Source organism: Baekduia alba, assembly GCF_028416635.1.
Classification (GTDB): Bacteria; Actinomycetota; Thermoleophilia; order Solirubrobacterales; family Solirubrobacteraceae; genus Baekduia; species Baekduia alba.
On the sequence record NZ_CP114013.1, the window covers coordinates 1521925 to 1539900 of the forward strand.

Below are 17976 nucleotides of genomic sequence, written 5' to 3' on the forward strand. Positions count from 1 at the left end.
TCACGCTCGACCCGGCGACTGGCGGCGCCCGCGGCGGCGGCGTGCCGGCCGGAACCGGTCCGGCTGCACGCCGAGCGTGTTGAGCGTCATCGCGAGCATCTCGTAGTGGCCGGTGAGCATCGGCAGCTCGATCAGCTCGGTCTCGCTCATGCCGGCCGTGCGCAGGGAGGACCAGGCGTCGTCGGTGAGCGAGCGGGTCGTGTGGAGCTCGTCGACGGCGTGGAGGATCGCGGCCTGGCGCGGGGTCCAGCCGGAGGCGGCGGCGCCCGCGCGGACACGCGCGATGTCGTCGGCGCCAAGCCCGGCACGCCGGCCGATCCGCTCGTGGTGCGACCACTCGTAGGCGCAGTCGCACAGCGTCGCGACGCGGAGGATCACGAGCTCGGCGTCCGCGCGCGGCAGGGCCCCGCCGGGCATCAGCCGGCCGGCGAAGCGCAGCCACGGCCGGAACAGCCGGCGATGGCGGCCCAAGGTGGTGAACAACGCCGGCGGCCCGACGGTCCCGCCGCCAAGGCCGATCGCGCGTGCGATCAGGGCGTTGACCCAGCCGGTCTGCTCGCGCGTGCCGGGGGCGATGCGCGGCGGGCGCGGCGCGCTCATCGCTCCGCCCGCTCGAGCTCGGCGACGACGCGCGCGTTGACGACCCGCATGGCCACCTCGTACACCGGCGGCGCGAACCGCTCCAACCCGTACAACAACCGGATGTCGGCCGACGTGTGCACCAGCTTCCGGTTGCGGACGATGCCGTCGACGATCCGCGCCGCGACGTGCTCGGACGACTTCGCGTGGCGCCGGAACCGCTCGGCGAAGCCGCCCGCGCGCAAGGCCTCCATGTCGATGCCGGCGATGTCCACCGTGTCGACCAGGCCCGTGTCGACCCCGCCCGGGCAGACCAGCGTGACGCCGATCCGGTGGCGGCGCAGGTCGAAGCGCAGCACCTCCGAGACGCCGCGCAGGCCGAACTTCGCGGCGCTGTACGGCGCGTGCCACGGCAGCGCGACGAGCCCGGCGGCCGACGAGACGTTGACGAGCTGGCCGCCGCGCCCCGCGCGCATCATCGCCGGCACGAACGCCTCGATCACGTGGATCGGGCCCATCAGGTCGACGTCGACGGTCCGGCGCCACTGCGCGTGCGACAGCCGGTCGACCGCGCCCCACGTCGCGATGCCCGCGACGTTGGCTACCACGTCGACGCTGCCGTGCGCCGCGTGCGTCGTCTCGGCCAGCGCGCCGACCGCGTCGACGTCGGCGATGTCCAGCGCGCGCTGCAGGACGACGGCGTCGCCCAGGCCGGCGGCGGCCGCGGCCAGGGCGTCGGCGCGCAGGTCGGTGAGGACGAGCCGGCCGCCGGCGGCCGCGATCGCCTGGGCGGTCGCGCGCCCGATCCCGCTCGCGGCGCCCGTGACGACGCACAGGCGCCCGTCGAGCGAGGGCACGGGCGGAGCCATCCGACGGACCGAGACACGCATGTCTCAAGCGTATACAGTCATGTTCGCCCATGCGCAGCACCGCGTCCGTCCTCCCTCGCTCCGGCCACGCCTCGCTGCGCGACGAGGTCGCGGCGACCAAGCGCGGGCGGCTGCTCGTCGGCCTCTGCGACGTCGTCGCCGACAAGGGCTACGCCGCCGCGACGGTCGCCGACGTCCTGAAGGCCTCCGGCCTCTCGCGACGGACGTTCTACGAGCACTTCGCCGACAAGCAGGCGTGCTTCCTCGCCGCCTACGACCACGGCGCGGGCGCGATGCAGGAGGCGATCGCGGCGGCGGTGGCCCCGGCGCGCGGCTGGCGCGAGGCGACGGAGGCCGCGGTCACGACCTACCTCGAGCTGCTGACCGCCGAGCCCGGCTTCGCGCGCGCGTTCCTGGTGGAGATCTGGGTCGCCGGCCCGGACGCGCTGCGCCGCCATCGCACGGTGATCGCGCGGTTCGAGCAGCTCGTGGCGGCGCTGCACGAGCGCGCGATCGCCGAGCAGGACGGCCGGGCGCGCCTCGCGCCGCTGTCCGCCGTCCAGATCGCCGCCGTCACCGGCGGCATCAGCCGCGTCGCGACGACCGCGATCCTCGAAGGCCGGTCGGCCGCGCTCCCGGCGCAGGCCGGCGAGCTGGTCGAGTTCGTGGCCGCGGTCATCGCCCGGCCGGCCTGAACCACGGCCGGCCGGTCGACGACCTCACCGCGAAGTCAGGCCTGGTGCGGCTCGACGGCCGCCGCGACGGGCGTCGAGGGCTTGGTCACCGGCGCGACGACCTCGGTCGCGCGGTGGCGCGGCGAGATGTCGTGGATGTAGCCCGCGACGATGCCGCGCTTGACGCGGCGGGGGCGAGCCATCGGCTTCGCGGTGGAGGGGTGGGCGGGGAGTCGGGAGGGAGCGGTCATGCGGAGGGCCTCCTTGATTCGATCGACGTCGAATAGTGTAGCACCAACGATTGCACGTGCAACGACCTTGGTCGAGGGAGGAGGTGCGCGCGACCGCCCTCCGGCGTAGGCTCCCGTCATGGCACTGCTGGAGCCGTTGTGGATCTCGGAAGGCGCGTGGGAGGCGCTGCGCGAGCAGGTCATCGCACCCGAGGCGACCCGCGCCGAGCAGGACGTCCGCGAGCTGCTGGAGACCTGGGACGCGCCGCAGCGGGAGGCCGACCGCGTCGGCGTCTTCATCGACGCCGAGCACGCGCGGACGCTCGCGCGGCTGCTCGACTCGCACCCCGCGCTCGCGGCGCAGCTGCTCGGCTGAGCGGCCGCCTCAGCGGCGGTCGAGGACGGCCATCGCCGCGTTGCGGCCCGGGACCCCGGACACGCCGCCGCCGCGGCGCGCGCCCGCGCCGCACAGCAGGATGCCCGGCACGTCGGTCTCGACGCCCCAGCGACCGACGTCGTCGTCGCGCTCGGCGAACGGCCACGCGAGGTCGCGGTGGAAGATGTTGCCGCCGGGCATCCGCAGCTCGTCGTCGAGGTCGCGCGGCGTGCGGACCTCGATGCACGGCCGGCCGTCGGGGTCGCGCAGGACGACGTCGTCGAGCGGCTCGGCCAGCACGCCGTCGACCGACCGCAGCGTCGCGGCCAGCGCCGCGGCGCGCGCGGCGTCATGGTCGGCGTCGGAGCCGGCGAACAGCCGCGCCGGCATGTGCAGGCCGAAGAGCGTGAGCGTCTGGACGCCCGCCGCGCGCAGGTCCGGACCCAAGATGGTGGGGTCGGTCAGCGAGTGGCAGTAGGTCTCGCACGGCGGCAGCGTCGGGATCCGCCCGGCGGCCGCCTCGTCGTAGGCGCGCTGCAGCTGCGACGCCGTCTCGTTGACGTGGAACGTCCCCGCGAAGGCCCGCTCGCCGCCGACCGCCGCGTCGCGCAGCCGGGGCAGCCGCGACAGCAGCACGTTGACCTTGAGCTGCGCGCCCTCGACCGGCGGCCCGCTCGGCGCCCGGCCCAGCAGCCGGTCCAGCTCGGCCGGCGCCGCGTTGACCAGGACGTGCGCGGCGTCGACCACGTGCTCGGCGCCGTCGCCGTCGCGCCAGGTCACCGAGGGGCCCGACTCGTCGACGCCTACAACTTCCGCGCCGGTGCGCAGCTCCGCGCCCGCCGCTCGCGCGGCGCCGGCCAGCGCGCCCGAGACGGCGCCCATGCCGCCGACGGGCACGTCCCAGTCGCCCGTTCCGCCGCCGATGACGTGGTACAGGAAGCACCGGTTCTGGCGCAGGTCGGGGTCGTCGGCGGCCGCGAACGTCCCGATCAGCCCGTCGGTCAGCACGACGCCGGCGACGAGGTCGTCGAACCCCGAACGCGCCAGCGTCTCGCCCAACGGCGTCTCGAAGCACAGCCGCCACGCGTCGTCGTCGGCCACCAGCGTCCGCAGCCCGGCGCGCGACCGCAGCGGCTCGAGCAGCGTCGGGAACACGCGCTGCGCGACGCGCGCGGTCTGGGCGTACAGCCGATCCCAGGCGGCGAGGTCGCGCTCGCCGCCGCTGACCCGTGCGAACGACGCGCGCGTCGCCTCCGGATCCAGCCGATCGACGAGCAGCCCGCGCCGGCCGCCGTCGCGCGGGTCCGGCGTGTAGGACGACACCCGCCGGCGCACGAGCGTCAGGTCCAGCCCGAGCTCGTCGGCGATCGTCCGCGGCAGCAGGCTGACGAGGTACGAGTAGCGCGACAGGCGCGCGTCGACGCCCGGGAAGGCGACCTCCGAGACGGCGGCGCCGCCGAGCTCGGCGCGGCGCTCGAGGAGCAGGACGCGCCGGCCGGCACGCGCGAGATAGGCGGCGGCGACGAGCCCGTTGTGGCCGCCGCCGACGATGACGGCGTCATAGGAAGCGATGGCGCGGAGTCTCGCAAAGACGCGCTCTCGCGGGCGCTAACTTGGAGGTGGTGAGCAGCGAGCGTCCCGAGCCCTCACCCGTCGAGCGGCGCGTCGCGCGGAGCCTGGACGGCGAGGATCGTCGCGGCCGCGCGATCCCGACCGAGGAGCTGCACCGCGAGCGCACCGTCGAGAACTACCTGCGCGGCGCGGTCATGCCGCGCTGGATGGAGCGGCTGCGCGACATCGAGACCGGCACGCGCCGCCACCGCTCCGCGCTGGCCGCCGACTACGCCTACCTGCGCGAGCAGTGCGGCGCCGATCGCGAGCGCTTCGCGCGCGAGTGGCACGCGCTCGTCGACCGCCGGTCGTTCGCCGACGTCAACGACCTCGTCCAGGACCACAACGAGTGGTACCCGGTCGAGCGCCAGCTGCCGATGGACCCGCGCACGGGCGAGTACGTGCTGATCGCCGGCCGCCCGTACACGCGCGAGGAGCTGACGCCGGCCTGGGCGCTGGCGCAGTTCCCCGCGGACGTCGAGCTCGACGTCGACTAAGGCCGATGGGCGTCCCGCGCCGTGGCCGGGACCGCCGCGCACGCCTCGGCGGCGCGCGGCGCGAAGCGGGCGAAGACGCGCGCCAGCACGGCCGCCTCGTCCTCGCTGAGGTGCGACAGGAAGCGCTCGCGCACCGCCTCGGCGTGCGCCGCCTCCGCTGCCGCGACGACCGCCCGGCCGGCGTCGGTCAGCGCCGCCTCGACCGCGCGCGAGTCCGTCTCGCACCGCCGGCGCTGGACCAGCCCGCGCCGCTCCAGCGCGTCCATGTGGCGCGACACGCGCGACAGGCTCAACCCGGTCTCGCGCGCGAGCACCGACAGCCGCGGCCAGGTCCCGCCGGCCGCGGACAGGCGCCCCAGGATCTCGAGCGTGGACAGACCGAGCCCGTGCGCGGCGTCGAGCTCGGCGTCGAGCGCGCGGGTCAGCTGCTTGTGGGTCTCGAGCAGCCCGATCCAGGCGTCGGCCTCGTGTGGGGTCCAGCCGCTCATGCGAGCGTCCGCGCCAGCCAGCTCACCGCCGCCGGCACGTGGTGGGGGTCGATGTGGTGTGCCGCGTCGGACTCGTGGTACTCGACGTCGATGCCGCCGGCCTCGAGCAGCGCCCGCGCGTCCTGCGCGAAGTGCACGTCCATGACCGGATCGCGGCGCCCGTGGGCGACGAACGCGCGCGTCCCGGCCGCGGCGCGGCCCGCGACGTCGGGCGTCCAGCCTTCGACCGTCGGGACGAACCCGGCGAAGGCGAGGATCCCGGCGGGCGCCGGGCGCGACCCGTCCAGGCCCAAGGCGTAGGACATGACCGAGCCCTGCGAGAAGCCGCCGAGCACCGTCTGCTCCGGCGTCAGGCCCGTCCGGTCCCACAACAGGTCGTGGAGCTCGCCGAGCATGCGCTGGCTGGCGAAGAACGTGTCCGGGTCCGGGAAGCCGACGCGCGGGACCACGTACCAGTGCCTGCCCGGCGACCCGCCGAGCGTCAGCGGCGCGCCCGGCGTCACGACGTGCAGCCGGCGCTCGGGGTCCAGCACGTCGGCGAGCCCGAGCAGGTCGTGCTCGTCGGCGCCGCGGCCGTGATGGAGGACGAGCAGCCCGGCCGCCTCCGCGGCGGCCGGACGCTCCTGGTAGGTCAACGAGGACTTGGTGGTCATGCGACGACCTTCGTGCGGGGGTTGACGACCGGCTGCAGCGAGCGCTCGAGCTGCGCGCGCAGGTGCTCGTGCTGCTGGGGGAGGCGGAGCTCCTCGCCGAGGTGCTCGGTGTCCTCGTCGGTCGCGAAGCCGGGGGACATGGTGGCGATCTCGAACAGCACTCCGCGCGGCTCGCGGAAGTAGATGGCGTTGAAGTAGTCGCGGTCGATGACCTCGGTCGCGTAGCCGTCGGCGGCGCGGACCCGCTCCTGCCACTTGACGTGGTCGTCGTCCTGCGACGCCCAGGCGATGTGGTGGACCGTGCCGGCACCCGGGCGCGGCGACGACGCCGGCGCCTCGTCGTAGGCCCAGTGGAAGTGGCGCTGCTCGCCCTGGACGCGGTACTCGCCGTCACCCTCGTAGGCGAAGCCGAGGACGTCGGTGAGGACCTTCTCCTCGACGCCGTGGAACATCGAGTAGGCGCGCGCGCCCTCCAGGCCGGTGATCGCGTGCTCAGCCGGGACCTCGAGGTGGGCGGCCGGCAGCGGCGGGTTGCCGTCGTCGGCGACGACCAGCTCGAGGCCGAGCCCGTCCGGGTCGGCGACGCGCAACGTCCGCTCGGAGACACGCGTCGGGTTGGCGCCCTTGGCCTTGAGCCGCTGCTCCCAGAAGTCGATCGAGGCCGCCGACGGGACGCCGAGCTGCAGCGTGTGGATCATGCCGATCCCCGCGCGGCCAGGGGCGGCGCCGGCGAACTCGAACCAGGTGAGGATCGAGCCGGGCGCGCCGCTCTCGTCGCCGAAGTAGAGGTGGTAGGCGCTCGGATCGTCGAAGTTGACGGTCTTCTTGACGAGGCGCAGCCCGAGGACATCGGCGTAGAACGCGACGTTGGACTGCGCGTCGCCGGTGATCATGGTGATGTGGTGGAGCCCTTCGAGTCGCATCGGTGCACACCTTAGGAGTTGGAAGGAAGTGATTGCTCCCGCAACTATAGCAGATGATTGCGCCCGCAACAAACGCCGCGAGCACGCGGCGGTCGCGGTCATGTTCGCCGTCCACGGCGCGGTCAACGGCAGCTTCGCGACGCGCATCCCGTGGATCCGCGAGCGCCTCGGGCTGAGCGCGGGCGCGCTCGGGCTGGCGCTGCTGATGCCGGCGCTCGGCGCGCTGCTCGCGATGCCGATCACGGGCACGCTGGTCCACCGCTTCGACGGCCGGACGGTCACGCGCGTCCTCATCGGGGGCTTCACCCTCGCGCTCGCGCTGCCGGCGCTCGCGCCGACCTTCGGCTGGCTGCTGCTGGCGATGCTCGTCTTCGGCGCCGTGGCCGGGATGGCCGACATCGCGATGAACACGCAGGGCGTCCTCGTCGAGGAGCGCGCGGGGCGCCCGGTGATGTCCGGGCTGCACGGCGTCTGGAGCCTGGGCGGGATGGCGGGCTCGGCGATCGGCGTCCTCGCCGCCCACGCCGACGCCGACGCGCGCGTGCACCTCGGCGGGATGGCGCTGGTCCTGCTGGTGGTGTCGCAGATCGCCGGCCGCGGGCTGCCGCGCGACGAGCGCGCGCCCGACCCGCCGCGCCTGGCCTGGCCGTCGCGCCCGGTGCTGCTCATCGGCCTGGTCGGCTTCTGCGCGGTCTTCGCCGAGGGCGCGAGCGCCGACTGGTGCGCGGTCTACCTGCGCGACGTCATGGGCACCAGCCCGGCGACCGCCGCCGCGGCCTACACCGGGTTCGCGTTCGCGATGGCGGCGGGTCGGCTGGTCGGCGACCGCGTGGTCGCGCGCCTGGGCGCGGTGACGAGCGTGCGCGCCGGGAGCGTCGCCGCCACCGTCGGGGCGTTGTTGGTGGTGATCGCGCGGACACCGCTGCTCGGCATCCCGGGCTTCGCGCTGATCGGCCTCGGGATCGCGATCGTCGTCCCGCTCGCGTTCGCCGCCGGCGGCCGCGCAGTCCCGCACGCGGGGCAGGGCATCGCGGCGGTCGCGACCATCGCCTACGGCGCCGGCCTCGCGGCGCCGGGCAGCATCGGCGCGATCGCGCAACTGTCCTCGCTGCCCTCCGCGTTCGTGGTCGTCGCCGTGCTGACCGCGCTCTTCGGGCTCGGCGCCGGCGCGCTTGCGCGCGCGTCCCCGGAACGCTAGGCCGACGCGGCGGGCGGAGTCAGCGTCACGCGCTGACCCCGCCCCGTCGCCGCAGGTCCTACATCTTGCTCTAGGGCAGGAAGTAGAACGGGTTGGGCAGCTTGAACGCGACGTCGGCGTGGCCGCCGGCGAGGTCGCTGTACTGGTCGCCCACCGAGGCGACGATGTGGTAGCCCTGCTGCTCGATCTGCGTGCGGGCGCCCGTCTTGTACTGGACGGTCGTGCCGGTGAAGCCGGCCGGCTTGAGGAACGCCTGGCCCCAGTCGGCGAAGCCCTCGCGCTTGAGGTTGTCCTCGGTCGGCGCGCGCTGGGCCTCGGGACGGCCGGTGATGAAGAACGGCGTGATGCCCTTGGACTTGGCCAGGTTGTAGAGGTCGAGCGACGGCTTGATCGCGACGCCGATCTCGTCGGTCGCCTCGGCCTGGGACTTCGGGCCGTAGACGAACCCGTCGGCGACGATGGCCGAGTAGTTGGACAAGGCGGTCTCGTCGACGTCGAAGACGATCGCGAGCTTCTTGTTCCACCACTTGCCGCCGTGGTCGCCGCCCTGGCCACCGCCGCCGTTGTGCGACGCTCGTGCGACGCTGCGGGCCTTGGAGGCGTGCTTGGCCGTGGCGGCCTTCCACTGGTGCCAGTCGTTGGTGATGTACTTGACGGCGAGCGCGTCGACCTGCCCGAGCTCGGTGTCGTAGACGCCCGAGTCGTGGAAGTTGGTCAGCGCGGCCTTGAGGTCGCCCGCGTTGTAGGACGTCGGCGAGCCGAGGTAGGGCAGGCCGCCGCCGCCGTCGTTCAGCTCGATCATCGGCGTGGCGCCGATCTTCGTCAGGACCGGCGTGGGCGCCGGGATCTTGGTCGCGTCGTCCTGGGCCGACGCGAGCGGCGCGCCGGCGACCGCGAGGCCGGCCAGCGCGAGGATGAGAGCAAGAAGGCGTTTCATGATGGCTCTCATGTCCCCATGACGACAGAAGCTCAACCCCGCCACCGCCACGTCGTCCCCCTCGCCGGCAACGAGCGGCTGGCGCGGCAGCGTTCCCGCCGCGCCTGACCGCTCGTCGCCGGCGCGGCCTACTCGACGCCCGCGGCCTTGCAGGCCGCGGCGTACTTGCTGGTGCAGATCTCCGACGCCTTCAGGAAGTCGTCGGCGATGATCGTGTCCTTGATGTTGTCCTTGGTCACGGCCGTGGGCGCGAGCAGGACGGACGGGATCTGGCCGGCGTCGTTGTCGGTCTTGGCGTTGACGAGCCCGGACGGCACCGGCTTGCCCTGCGCGAGCGCCACGGCGATCTGCGCCGACGTCTCGGCCTGCTTCTTGATCGCGAGGTAGATCGTCATGTACTGCTCGCCGACGAGGATGCGCTGGATGGCGGCGACCTCGGAGTCCTGGCCGGTCGTCGGCAGGGACTTGGGGTCGATGCCGTTGCCCTTCATCGCGGCGATCGCGCCGGAGGCCATGCCGTCGTTGGCGCTGTAGACGCCGACGACGTTGCCCTTGCCCAGCGCGGTGATCGCCTGCTCCATCTCCCGCTGCGCCTTGTCGGGCGACCAGTCCGGCGTGTCGTACTCCTTGCCGATCTTGACCTGCGCGGTGTCGAGGACGGAGTGCGCGCCCTTCTTGTAGTCCCCGGCGCTCGGGTCGGTCGGCGAGCCGTTGATCATGACCACCGACTTGCCCTTGCCCTTCGCGCCGATCTTGTCGACCAGCGTCTGGGCCTGGAGCTTGCCGACCTTCACGTTGTCGAAGGACACGTAGTAGCTGATCGGCGCGCCGGTGATCAGGCGGTCGTAGGCGATGACCGGGATGCCGGCCGCCTTGGCGCGGTTGACGGTCGCGACCGCGGCCTTGGCGTCGACCGCGTCGAGCACGAGGACCTTGGCGCCCTTGGTGATCGCCGCCTCGGCCTGCTGCTGCTGGCGGACCGGATCCTGGTTGGCGTTGGCGTAGTCGATCTTGCAGTCCGGGCACAGGGCCTGGACCTTGGCGACGAAGCTCGGGCGGTCGTGCAGCTCGTAGCGCGTGGTCTTGGTCTCGGGCAGCAGGAGGGCGATCGAGCCGCCCTTGCCGCCGCTGGCGGCGGCGGTCGACGCGGCGGCGGTGGTGGTGCCGCTGGAGTTGTTGTCGTCGTCGCTGCCGCAGGCGGCCAGGCCCGCCGTGGCGGCCACGCAGAAGAGCGCGGCGAGCGCGCGCCTCGGGGTCGGGATCATCGTGCTGCTCCTCCTCGATGGATCAGGGTGGGGGCGGTGGTGGTCGGGACGGTGGTGTGGGCGTCGATGGCGCGCGCGATCGCTCCGCGCAGCGCGGCGTCGTTGACGAAGCGCGCGGCGACGACCTCGGGCGGGAAGGGCGCGGCCTGGGCGACGCGGCGGCGCAGCGCGCCCAGGACGAGCGCAGCGCTGTTCATCATGCCGCCGCCGACCGCGATGCGAGCCGGGTCGAGCAGCACGGCGAGGTTCGCGACGTGCACGGCGAGCTCGTCGAGCGTGTCGGCGACCAGCGCGGCGGCGTCGGGATCGCCGCCGCCGCGTGCGCGCTCCAGGACGTCGGCGGCGGTGAGGGCGCCGGCGCCCAGCAGCGCGCTGCCGCGCTCGCCCAGCGCGCGCCCGCCCGCGTGCTCCTCCAGCGGCGCGTGCCCGTCGGAGGCGCCGTGCTCGTCGCCGACGCCGCGCAGCGCGTAGCCGATCTCGCCGGCCGCGCCGTTGGCGCCGGCCAGCACGCGGCCGCCGACGACGATGCCGGCGCCGAGCCCGGTGCCCACGTTGAGGAACACGCCGGGATCGGCGTCGCGCAGCGCGCCCCAGCGCGCCTCGGCGAGCGTCGCGGCCTTGACGTCGGTCTCGGTGACGACCTGCCGCGGGTCGAGGTCGAGGCCGTCCTGGATCCGGGTTGCGAGCGGGAGGTCCTGCCAGCCGGGGACGTTGGGCGCCAGCAGGATGCGGTCGTCGAGGACGATGCCGGGGGAGGCGGCGCCGGCGGCGACCAGGCGCCCGCCCGTGTCCGACGCGGTGGCGTCGCGCAGCGCGCGGGCCGCGGCCAGCGCGCGCTCGACGGCCTGCTCAGCGCCGCCGGCCGCGTCGGTGTCGAGGCGCTGGGAGCGCAGGGCGTCGCCGCCGAGCGTGGCGGTCGCGACGTCGAGCTTGGTGCCGCCGAAGTCGATGGCGAGGACGAAGTCCGGAGAGGCGGAAGGAACCTTCATGAGCTAAGAAAAGAAACCTACTTTCCGAATTGCGACCGCGTCAAGGCCTTTCGGGAAGAACGTTGTCGAACGCCGTGTACGCTTTGCGCCCGATGGCGGCCGACGAGCACTTGCGTCCGGGACGTCCGCGGCTGCTGCGGGCGATCAACGAGCGTGCGGTCCTGGAGCGGCTGCGGGCCGCCGGCCCCGCGTCGCGCTCCGAGCTCGCCGCGGCGACCGGCGTCTCCAAGCCGACCGTCGGCCAGGCGCTCGGCAACCTCGAGCGCGCCGGGCTGGTCCGGCCGGCCGGGCAGCGCGTCGGCGAGCGCGGCCGCAGCGCGTTGTTGTATGAGTTGGATCCGACCGCGGCGTACGTCGCCGGCGTGGACGTCGGCCGGTCGTGGATCCGCGTCGCGGTCGCCGACCTGGGCGGCGAGGTCGTCGGCCGGCGCGACGAGCGCAACCGCGCGCGGTCCGCCGGCGCGCTGGTCGAGCGCGTGCGCGGGCTGGCCCACGAGGTCGTCGCCGAGGCCGGCGTCGCCTGGGACGCCGTGGTCCACACGGTCGTCGGCTCGCCGGGCGTGCTCGATCCCGAGACCGGCCGGCTGCGCTATGCGCCCAACCTGCCCGGCTGGGGCCGCGCCGGGCTGGTCGACGAGCTGCGCGACGCGCTCACGCCGTCGCTGGCGATCGACAACGACACCAACCTGGCCGCGCTGGGCGAGCGCGCCTACGGCCGCGGCCGCGAGGTGGCCGACTTCGTGTACCTGTCGATCGGGACCGGCGTCGGCATGGGCATCGTGGTCGGCGGCGAGCTGCACCGCGGCGCGCGCGGCGCGGCCGGCGAGGTCGGCTTCCTGCCGCTGGCGGGCGGCGGCCTGGGCGCCGGCGCGCCCGGCGGCTCGCGCGGCGCGCTGGAGGAGGCCGCGGCGGCGGGCGGCCTGATCCGGACCGGGCGTGAGATGGGCATGACCGGGGCGGTGACCGCCGAGCGGATCTTCAACGCGGCGCAGGCCGGCGACGCGACCGCGGTGGCGACCGTCGAGCGCGAGGCCGAGCGGCTCGCCGTCGTGGTGGCCGCGGTCGCGGCGATCGTCGACCCCGAGGTCGTCATCCTCGGCGGCGGCATCGGCGCCAACGCCGACCTGCTGCTCCCGCGCCTGGAGCACGCCGTCGCGGAGCTGACGCCGCTGCGCCCGCCGGTCGTCCTCTCGACGCTCGGCGCCGACGCGATCGTGCTCGGCGCCATCGCGACCGCGCTCGACGCCGCCCGCGACCTCGTCTTCACCGAGCGCGCGGGCGACGGGCGGATGGTCGCGCCGTAGGCTGGAGGGATGTCCACCTCCTCGCGAGAGATCCAGCTCGCCGCGCGGCCGCATGGTGAGCCCAAGCCCAGCGACTTCCGGCTGGTCGCCGTCGAGCTCCCGGATCCCGGCGACGGCGAGCTGCTCGTCCGCAACACGTACATGTCGGTCGATCCGTACATGCGGGGGCGCATGAACGACGTGAAGTCCTACACGCCCCCGTTCAAGCTCGACGAGGTGATGGACGGTGGCGCGGTCGGGGAGGTCGTGCTCTCCAACGCCGAAGGGTTCGCAGTCGGCGACGTCGTCCTGCATCAGCTCGGCTGGCGCGAGCACGCGGTGCAGCCGGCCGCGCACGTCCGCAAGGTCGTGGCCGGCGACCTGCCCGAGTCCGCGTTCCTCGGCGTGCTCGGCATGCCCGGGCTGACGGCGTACGCGGGCCTGCTCGACGTGGCCGGCATGCAGGACGGCGACATCGTCTTCGTCTCCGGCGCCGCCGGCGCGGTCGGCTCGCTGGCCGGGCAGATCGCCAAGCTGCGCGGGAACACGGTCATCGGCAGCGCGGGCAGCGACGAGAAGGTCCGGCACCTGGTCGACGACCTCGGCTTCGACGAGGCCTTCAACTACAAGGCCGGACCGGTCGGGCGCCAGCTCGCCGCGGCGGCGCCCAAGGGCATCGACGTGTACTTCGACAACGTCGGCGGCGACCACCTCGAGGCCGCGATCGGCGTCGCCAACCGCAACGGGCGCTTCGCCCTCTGCGGCGCGATCAGCGGCTACAACCACACCGCGCCGGCGCCGGGTCCGCGCAACATGATGCAGATCGTGGGCAAGCGCCTGACCCTGCGGGGTTTCATCGTCACCGACCATTTCGGCCGCCTCGCCGACCTGCACGCCGAGATCGGGCCCGCGGTCCGCGCAGGCCAGATCGCGTTCCGCGAGACGGTCGCCGACGGCCTGCCCAACGCGCCGCAGGCGTTCGTCGACCTGTTGCGCGGCGCCAACGTCGGCAAGATGGTGGTCAAGCTCTGATGCCCGGCCCCATCGACATCCGCCCGCCGTTCACCGCCCAGACCGCGGCGGCCAAGGTCCAGGCCGCCGAGAACGCGTGGAACACGCGCGACCCCGACCGCGTCGCGCTGGCCTACACCGAGGACTCGGAGTGGCGCAACCGCGACACCTTCCTCCAGGGCCGCGCCGCGATCCGGGCGTTCCTGAAGGCCAAGTGGGAGCGCGAGCGCGACTACCGGCTGCGCAAGACGCTGTGGGCGTTCACCGACGACCGCATCGCCGTGCGCTTCGAGTACGAGAGCCGCGACGCCGACGGGCAGTGGTGGCGCTCCTACGGCAACGAGATGTGGGAGTTCGCGCCCGACGGCCTGATGGCGCGCCGCTTCGCGTCGATCAACGATGCGCCGATCGACGCGTCCGAGCTGCGCGTCACGCCTGGGCAGGGGTAGGCGCCGCCGGCGCGTCGCCGTGCGGCGGCTGCGCGAGCTCCTCGGCGAGCCGCCGGACGAGCGGGTCCAGCTCCGGGTTCTCGTCGGGCTCCCAGTCGTCGATCAGGCTGCGCAGGCAGTCGGTGCGCGCGGCCACGAGCTGGTCGCGCGTCGCGACGCCGGTCGCCGTCAACCCGCCGTGCTCGGCCGCGTGGCCGAGCGCCAGCAGCTCGGCGTGGGCCTCGTCGAAGCGCTCCGGGTTGACCATCGGCAGCGTGCGCAGGCGGGTGATGTCGGCCGGGGCGTCGGCGGCGCCGCCGCGCAGCAGCAGCCACGCGGCGCTCGGCGTCAGGTCGACGCCGGCGCGCGCCGTCGCCGTCTCGATGAAGGCGAGCGTGCGCTCGCGGCCGACCAGGCGGGTCAGCCCGCGCGTGATCTCGCGCAGCGAGTCGGTGTCGACGGGCGCGCCGAACGCCTCGCCGATGCCCGCCGAGGACTCGACGGTCTGGCGCAGCGGCTTCTCCTGGATGAACCAGGCGAGCAGGAACGCGACGACCATCACGCACGTCGCGACCACGAAGACCGAGTGCAGGGCGTCGGTGAACGACGCGATGTAGGCGTCGTGCAGCCGCGCGGGCAGCCGCTCGATCTGCGCCGGGTTCACGCCGCCCTCGGTGCCCTTCGAAGCGCCGGTCGGGATCTTGTCGCGCAACTCCGACGTCAGCCGGCCGGAGAAGATCGCGCCGAGCACCGCGGTGCCCAGCGAGCCACCGATCGAGCGGAACAGCGTCGCGCCGGACGTCGCGACGCCGAGCTGGTCGTAGGACACGGCGTTCTGGGTCGCCAGCACGAGCACCTGCATGACCATGCCGAGGCCGAGCCCGAGGACCAGCATGTGCAGCGCGGCGACGCCGCTGGCGGTGCTCTCGTCCAAGGACGACAACATCCACAGCCCCAGCGCGGCGACCGCGGTCCCGGCGATCGGGAAGAGCTTGTAGCGGCCGGTGCGCGTGATGATCTGGCCCGAGACGATCGAGGACACCAACAACCCGCCCATGACCGGGATCAGCTGGAGGCCGGAGGCGGTGGGCGACAGGCCGCGCACCACCTGCTGGAACAGCGGCAGGTAGGTCAGCGCGCCGAACAGCGCGAAGCCGACGACGAGCCCGACCGCGCTGCACACCACGAACACGCGGTTGCGGAACAGCGCCGGCGGCAGGATCGGCTCTGTCGCGCGCTGCTCGACCTTGCCGAGCGCGACGAGCGCCAGCAGCCCGACGATCCCCATCCCGACGATCTGCGGCGAGCCCCACCCGTAGGTGTTGCCGCCGAGCGTCGTCGCGAGGATGATCGCGCTCAGCCCGATCGCGAGCAGCACCGTCCCGGCGTAGTCGATCTGGTGCTTGCGCCGCTCCGTGACGCTCGGCAGCGTCCGCGCGAGCACGAAGAACGCCGCGATGCCGATCGGCAGGTTCACGTAGAAGATCGACCGCCACGAGATGCTCGTGGTCAGGAAGCCGCCGATCAGCGGGCCCGCGACCGACGACACGCCGAAGACCGCGCCGAACAGCCCGGAGTACTTGCCGCGCTGCGCCGGCGCGACGACGTCGCCGATCGCCGCCTGCGCGCTGACCATGAGCCCGCCGCCGCCGAGGCCCTGGATCGCGCGGAAGGCGATCAGCTCGGTCATCCCCTGCGCCAGCCCGCACAGCGCCGAGCCGATCAGGAACACCACGAGCGCGGCCTGGAGCACGACCTTGCGGCCGTACAAGTCCCCCAACTTGCCGTAGAGCGGGGTCACGACGGTGACCGCGAGCAGGTACGCGGTCACGACCCAGGAGAGGTGCTCCAGCCCGCCGAGGTCGCCGACGATCGTCGGCAGCGCGGTGGACACGATCGTCTGGTCCAGCGACGCCAGCAGCATCACGAGCATCAGCCCGCCCATCACGACGGCGATGCGTGGGCGCTGCTCGGCCGTGGCGGGCATGGACCGCTTGTACCCGCGCCCGCGCCGCAGGGCAATCGCCCCCGAGGGTGAACCCGTCCGCGTACCTTGCGGGTATCGTCGCGTACCTCTAAGGTACGGAGCTGTGGCGGACCTGTCCCTCGTCGCATCCCATCCCGAGGTCGGGCACCAGCTCGACGCGCGCGGATCGCAGCGCGCGCGCCTCGTGGAGGGGATGATCCAAGCAGTGGCCGAGAAGGGCTACGCGGCGGCCACGGTCGCCGACGCGGTCCGGGCCGCGCGGGTGTCGCGCGGCACGTTCTACGCGCAGTTCGCCTCAAAGGAGGAGTGCTTCCTCGAGGCATACAAGTACGGCATCGACGTCATGGTCGAGCGCATTCGGACCGCGATCCGCGCCGCCGCGACCGACGACTGGGTCGCGCGCCTGCGCACCGGCATCCGCGCCTACCTGGAGACGCTGGCCGGCGAGCCGCGCTTCGCCCGCACCCACCTGTTCGAGGTCCACATGGCCGGCCCGCGTGCGGGCGCCGCGCGCGACGCCGCGCTGCGCGCCTTCGCGGACCGCTACCGCAGCTCGTTCCGCGCCGCCCTGCGCGAGCGCCCGGAGCTGCGCATGCCGACCGACGACGCGCTCTTCATCCTCTCGGCCGGCGTCGACCAGCTCATCTGCGCGCGCGTGCGCGCCGGCGAGCTGGCCGCGCTGCCCGACCTCACCGACGAGCTCACGCTCACCGCCGTCGCGTTCCTGGAAGGCGCGGCACAAGTGCCGTTTCCCGCTTCGCGGGGGTTAGCCGCGGCCATCGACCCCACGACCCCCGAAGGAGGCTCCTGACCCCATGGACCTGACCTTCTCCGACGCCGAGGCGCAGTTCCGCGACGAGCTGCGCGCCTGGTTCGAGAACAACGACCCGGGCCCGATGCCCGAGGGCGAGGACGCCAGCTACGCATGGCGCCGCGACTGGCAGCGCCGCCTCGCCGACGACCGCTACGCCGCCGTGCACTGGCCCGAGCAGTACGGCGGGCGCGGCGCGACGATCACGCAGTCGGCGATCTTCTTCGAGGAGCTGGGCCGTGCCCGGCGCCCGCTGCCGGCCAACGTCCTCGGCATCCTGCTCGCCGGCCCGACGATCATGACCTTCGGCACCGACGAGCAGAAGGACCGCTACCTCGCGCCGATCCTCACCGCCGAGGAGATCTGGTGTCAGGGCTTCTCCGAGCCCGACGCAGGCTCCGACCTCGCGGCGCTCAAGACGCGCGCGGTACGCGATCCCGCCCACCCCGACGAGTGGGTCGTCACCGGCCAGAAGGTCTGGACCTCCGGCGCGCAGCACTCCAAGTGGTGCATGTTGGTCGCGCGCACGGACTTCGACGCGCCGAAGCACAAGGGGTTGACCTACTTCCTGATGGACATGGAGCAGCCCGGCGTCCAGGTGCGCCCGCTGGTCCAGATCACGGGCGAGCCCGAGTTCAACGAGCTCTTCATCGAGGGCGCGCGGATCCCGGACGAGAACGTGCTCGGCGGCGTCGGCAACGGCTGGAAGGTCGCGCTGACCACGCTCATGAACGAGCGCTCCGGCCTGGCGTTCTTCCTGCAGGTGCGGCTGCGCCAGCTGCTCGACGAGCTGATCGAGGAGGCCGCCGAGCGCGGCCTGCTCGACGATCCGGTCGTCGCCGACAAGCTCGGGTACCTGCACATGAAGGCCGAGATCCTGCGCCTGACCGCCTACCGCGGGCTGACGACGATCGAGAAGTACGGGACGCCGGGCCCCGAGGGATCGCTGACCAAGTGGATGTGGTCGGAGACCAACCAGGAGCTCGCGCAGTTCGCGGCCGACCTGATCGGCCCGGACGCGCTGACCAACGGCAACCGCTGGGCCTACGAGCTGCTGCGCTCGCGCGGCAACACGATCGAGGGCGGCACGACCGAGATCCTCAAGAACATCGTCGCGGAGCGCGTGCTCGGGCTGCCGCGGCTGAAGGGAGCGGCATGATCGACAGC

19 protein-coding genes and 1 pseudogene are annotated in these 17976 nt (G+C 73.7%); 9 read left to right on the plus strand and 11 right to left on the minus strand.

Annotated features, from left to right (window positions below; all coding sequences use genetic code 11):
* Both DSM104299_RS07480 and DSM104299_RS07485 read right to left on the minus strand, forming a co-directional pair.
* The gene (locus tag DSM104299_RS07480) at positions 1-600 is read right to left on the minus strand and encodes a carboxymuconolactone decarboxylase family protein (protein WP_272476669.1); all 600 of its coding nucleotides are present in this window, start codon (positions 598-600) and stop codon (positions 1-3) included.
* Entirely contained in the window at positions 597-1448 is an 852-nt protein-coding gene (locus DSM104299_RS07485; RefSeq protein ID WP_432419773.1) for an SDR family oxidoreductase, read from the minus strand. The genes DSM104299_RS07480 and DSM104299_RS07485 overlap by 4 nt, the downstream gene beginning before the upstream one ends.
* A 50-nt stretch (positions 1449-1498) precedes the next feature.
* Between DSM104299_RS07485 and DSM104299_RS07490 the strand changes: the two genes are divergently transcribed.
* Positions 1499-2143 (plus strand): TetR/AcrR family transcriptional regulator, encoded by a 645-nt coding sequence (locus tag DSM104299_RS07490; RefSeq protein ID WP_272476671.1) that lies wholly within the window; start codon positions 1499-1501, stop codon positions 2141-2143.
* Positions 2144-2178: 35 nt separating this feature from the next.
* Here DSM104299_RS07490 and DSM104299_RS07495 read toward each other — a convergent pair whose 3' ends face one another.
* A complete protein-coding gene (locus tag DSM104299_RS07495; RefSeq protein WP_272476672.1) occupies positions 2179-2373 on the minus strand; it encodes a hypothetical protein in 195 nt (64 codons plus the stop codon).
* A gap of 118 nt (positions 2374-2491) precedes the next feature.
* On the opposite strand from DSM104299_RS07495, the gene DSM104299_RS07500 reads away from it, so the two are divergent.
* A complete protein-coding gene (locus DSM104299_RS07500; protein ID WP_272476673.1) occupies positions 2492-2728 on the plus strand; it encodes a hypothetical protein in 237 nt (78 codons plus the stop codon).
* Positions 2729-2737: 9 nt separating this feature from the next.
* On the opposite strand, the pseudogene DSM104299_RS07505 reads toward DSM104299_RS07500, so the two are convergent.
* A pseudogene (locus DSM104299_RS07505) lies at positions 2738-4315 on the minus strand (phytoene desaturase family protein); the annotation flags it as partial.
* A 35-nt stretch (positions 4316-4350) separates the two neighbouring features.
* On the opposite strand from DSM104299_RS07505, the gene DSM104299_RS07510 reads away from it, so the two are divergent.
* Complete coding sequence (locus tag DSM104299_RS07510) at positions 4351-4836, plus strand: hypothetical protein (RefSeq protein ID WP_272476674.1); 486 nt, start codon at positions 4351-4353, stop codon at positions 4834-4836.
* Here DSM104299_RS07510 and DSM104299_RS07515 read toward each other — a convergent pair.
* From DSM104299_RS07515 to DSM104299_RS07525, 3 genes are read right to left on the minus strand one after another with little or no spacing between them, the layout of a single operon-like run.
* Complete coding sequence (locus DSM104299_RS07515; RefSeq protein WP_272476675.1) at positions 4833-5324, minus strand: MarR family winged helix-turn-helix transcriptional regulator; 492 nt, start codon at positions 5322-5324, stop codon at positions 4833-4835. The two genes, DSM104299_RS07510 and DSM104299_RS07515, sit on opposite strands and share 4 nt — an antisense overlap.
* Positions 5321-5977: an alpha/beta hydrolase gene (locus DSM104299_RS07520; RefSeq protein ID WP_272476676.1), complete on the minus strand. Its 657-nt coding sequence runs from the start codon at positions 5975-5977 to the stop codon at positions 5321-5323. The genes DSM104299_RS07515 and DSM104299_RS07520 overlap by 4 nt, the downstream gene beginning before the upstream one ends.
* Positions 5974-6900, minus strand: coding sequence for a VOC family protein (locus DSM104299_RS07525; RefSeq protein WP_272476677.1), 927 nt, complete (start codon positions 6898-6900; stop codon positions 5974-5976). The genes DSM104299_RS07520 and DSM104299_RS07525 overlap by 4 nt, the downstream gene beginning before the upstream one ends.
* 100 nt (positions 6901-7000) lie before the next feature.
* On the opposite strand from DSM104299_RS07525, the gene DSM104299_RS07530 reads away from it, so the two are divergent.
* A complete protein-coding gene (locus DSM104299_RS07530; protein ID WP_272476678.1) occupies positions 7001-8098 on the plus strand; it encodes an MFS transporter in 1098 nt (365 codons plus the stop codon).
* Positions 8099-8168: 70 nt separating this feature from the next.
* Here the strand turns inward: DSM104299_RS07530 and DSM104299_RS07535 are convergent, their stop codons facing one another.
* The 3 genes from DSM104299_RS07535 to DSM104299_RS07545 form a co-directional block, all read right to left on the minus strand.
* Positions 8169-9035 carry an HAD family acid phosphatase gene (locus DSM104299_RS07535; RefSeq protein WP_272476679.1) on the minus strand — a complete coding sequence of 289 codons (867 nt, stop codon included), beginning with the start codon at positions 9033-9035 and terminating at the stop codon, positions 8169-8171.
* 128 nt (positions 9036-9163) lie between these two features.
* Complete coding sequence (locus tag DSM104299_RS07540; protein ID WP_272476680.1) at positions 9164-10300, minus strand: ABC transporter substrate-binding protein; 1137 nt, start codon at positions 10298-10300, stop codon at positions 9164-9166.
* The gene (locus tag DSM104299_RS07545; protein WP_272476681.1) at positions 10297-11289 is read right to left on the minus strand and encodes an ROK family protein; all 993 of its coding nucleotides are present in this window, start codon (positions 11287-11289) and stop codon (positions 10297-10299) included. The genes DSM104299_RS07540 and DSM104299_RS07545 overlap by 4 nt, the downstream gene beginning before the upstream one ends.
* A gap of 92 nt (positions 11290-11381) precedes the next feature.
* Between DSM104299_RS07545 and DSM104299_RS07550 the strand changes: the two genes are divergently transcribed.
* The 3 genes from DSM104299_RS07550 to DSM104299_RS07560 are packed head-to-tail and all read left to right on the plus strand — an operon-like array spanning position 11382 to position 14032.
* The gene (locus DSM104299_RS07550; protein WP_272476682.1) at positions 11382-12593 is read left to right on the plus strand and encodes an ROK family transcriptional regulator; all 1212 of its coding nucleotides are present in this window, start codon (positions 11382-11384) and stop codon (positions 12591-12593) included.
* 9 nt (positions 12594-12602) lie between these two features.
* Complete coding sequence (locus DSM104299_RS07555; protein WP_272476683.1) at positions 12603-13604, plus strand: NADP-dependent oxidoreductase; 1002 nt, start codon at positions 12603-12605, stop codon at positions 13602-13604.
* A complete protein-coding gene (locus tag DSM104299_RS07560) occupies positions 13604-14032 on the plus strand; it encodes a nuclear transport factor 2 family protein (protein WP_272476684.1) in 429 nt (142 codons plus the stop codon). The genes DSM104299_RS07555 and DSM104299_RS07560 overlap by 1 nt, the downstream gene beginning before the upstream one ends.
* Here DSM104299_RS07560 and DSM104299_RS07565 read toward each other — a convergent pair.
* Entirely contained in the window at positions 14013-15998 is a 1986-nt protein-coding gene (locus DSM104299_RS07565) for an MDR family MFS transporter (protein WP_272476685.1), read from the minus strand. The genes DSM104299_RS07560 and DSM104299_RS07565 overlap by 20 nt on opposite strands.
* Positions 15999-16101: 103 nt before the next feature.
* On the opposite strand from DSM104299_RS07565, the gene DSM104299_RS07570 reads away from it, so the two are divergent.
* Together DSM104299_RS07570 and DSM104299_RS07575 are read left to right on the plus strand one after the other, a co-directional pair.
* Positions 16102-16809 carry a TetR/AcrR family transcriptional regulator gene (locus DSM104299_RS07570; RefSeq protein WP_272476686.1) on the plus strand — a complete coding sequence of 236 codons (708 nt, stop codon included), beginning with the start codon at positions 16102-16104 and terminating at the stop codon, positions 16807-16809.
* Between the two features lie 4 nt (positions 16810-16813).
* Positions 16814-17968, plus strand: a complete 1155-nt coding sequence (locus DSM104299_RS07575; protein WP_272476687.1) for an acyl-CoA dehydrogenase family protein — start codon at positions 16814-16816, stop codon at positions 17966-17968.
* Positions 17969-17976: the final 8 nt, after the last annotated feature.

Coding starts and splice junctions, on each gene's coding strand:
- DSM104299_RS07480 (WP_272476669.1), bottom strand. CDS start 600: ATGAGCGCGCCGCGCCCGCCGCGCATCGCCCCCGGCACGCGCGAGCAG.
- DSM104299_RS07485 (WP_432419773.1), bottom strand. CDS start 1,448: ATGGCTCCGCCCGTGCCCTCGCTCGACGGGCGCCTGTGCGTCGTCACG.
- DSM104299_RS07490 (WP_272476671.1), top strand. CDS start 1,499: ATGCGCAGCACCGCGTCCGTCCTCCCTCGCTCCGGCCACGCCTCGCTG.
- DSM104299_RS07495 (WP_272476672.1), bottom strand. CDS start 2,373: ATGACCGCTCCCTCCCGACTCCCCGCCCACCCCTCCACCGCGAAGCCG.
- DSM104299_RS07500 (WP_272476673.1), top strand. CDS start 2,492: ATGGCACTGCTGGAGCCGTTGTGGATCTCGGAAGGCGCGTGGGAGGCG.
- DSM104299_RS07515 (WP_272476675.1), bottom strand. CDS start 5,324: ATGAGCGGCTGGACCCCACACGAGGCCGACGCCTGGATCGGGCTGCTC.
- DSM104299_RS07520 (WP_272476676.1), bottom strand. CDS start 5,977: ATGACCACCAAGTCCTCGTTGACCTACCAGGAGCGTCCGGCCGCCGCG.
- DSM104299_RS07525 (WP_272476677.1), bottom strand. CDS start 6,900: ATGCGACTCGAAGGGCTCCACCACATCACCATGATCACCGGCGACGCG.
- DSM104299_RS07530 (WP_272476678.1), top strand. CDS start 7,001: ATGTTCGCCGTCCACGGCGCGGTCAACGGCAGCTTCGCGACGCGCATC.
- DSM104299_RS07535 (WP_272476679.1), bottom strand. CDS start 9,035: ATGAAACGCCTTCTTGCTCTCATCCTCGCGCTGGCCGGCCTCGCGGTC.
- DSM104299_RS07540 (WP_272476680.1), bottom strand. CDS start 10,300: ATGATCCCGACCCCGAGGCGCGCGCTCGCCGCGCTCTTCTGCGTGGCC.
- DSM104299_RS07545 (WP_272476681.1), bottom strand. CDS start 11,289: ATGAAGGTTCCTTCCGCCTCTCCGGACTTCGTCCTCGCCATCGACTTC.
- DSM104299_RS07550 (WP_272476682.1), top strand. CDS start 11,382: ATGGCGGCCGACGAGCACTTGCGTCCGGGACGTCCGCGGCTGCTGCGG.
- DSM104299_RS07555 (WP_272476683.1), top strand. CDS start 12,603: ATGTCCACCTCCTCGCGAGAGATCCAGCTCGCCGCGCGGCCGCATGGT.
- DSM104299_RS07560 (WP_272476684.1), top strand. CDS start 13,604: ATGCCCGGCCCCATCGACATCCGCCCGCCGTTCACCGCCCAGACCGCG.
- DSM104299_RS07565 (WP_272476685.1), bottom strand. CDS start 15,998: ATGCCCGCCACGGCCGAGCAGCGCCCACGCATCGCCGTCGTGATGGGC.
- DSM104299_RS07575 (WP_272476687.1), top strand. CDS start 16,814: ATGGACCTGACCTTCTCCGACGCCGAGGCGCAGTTCCGCGACGAGCTG.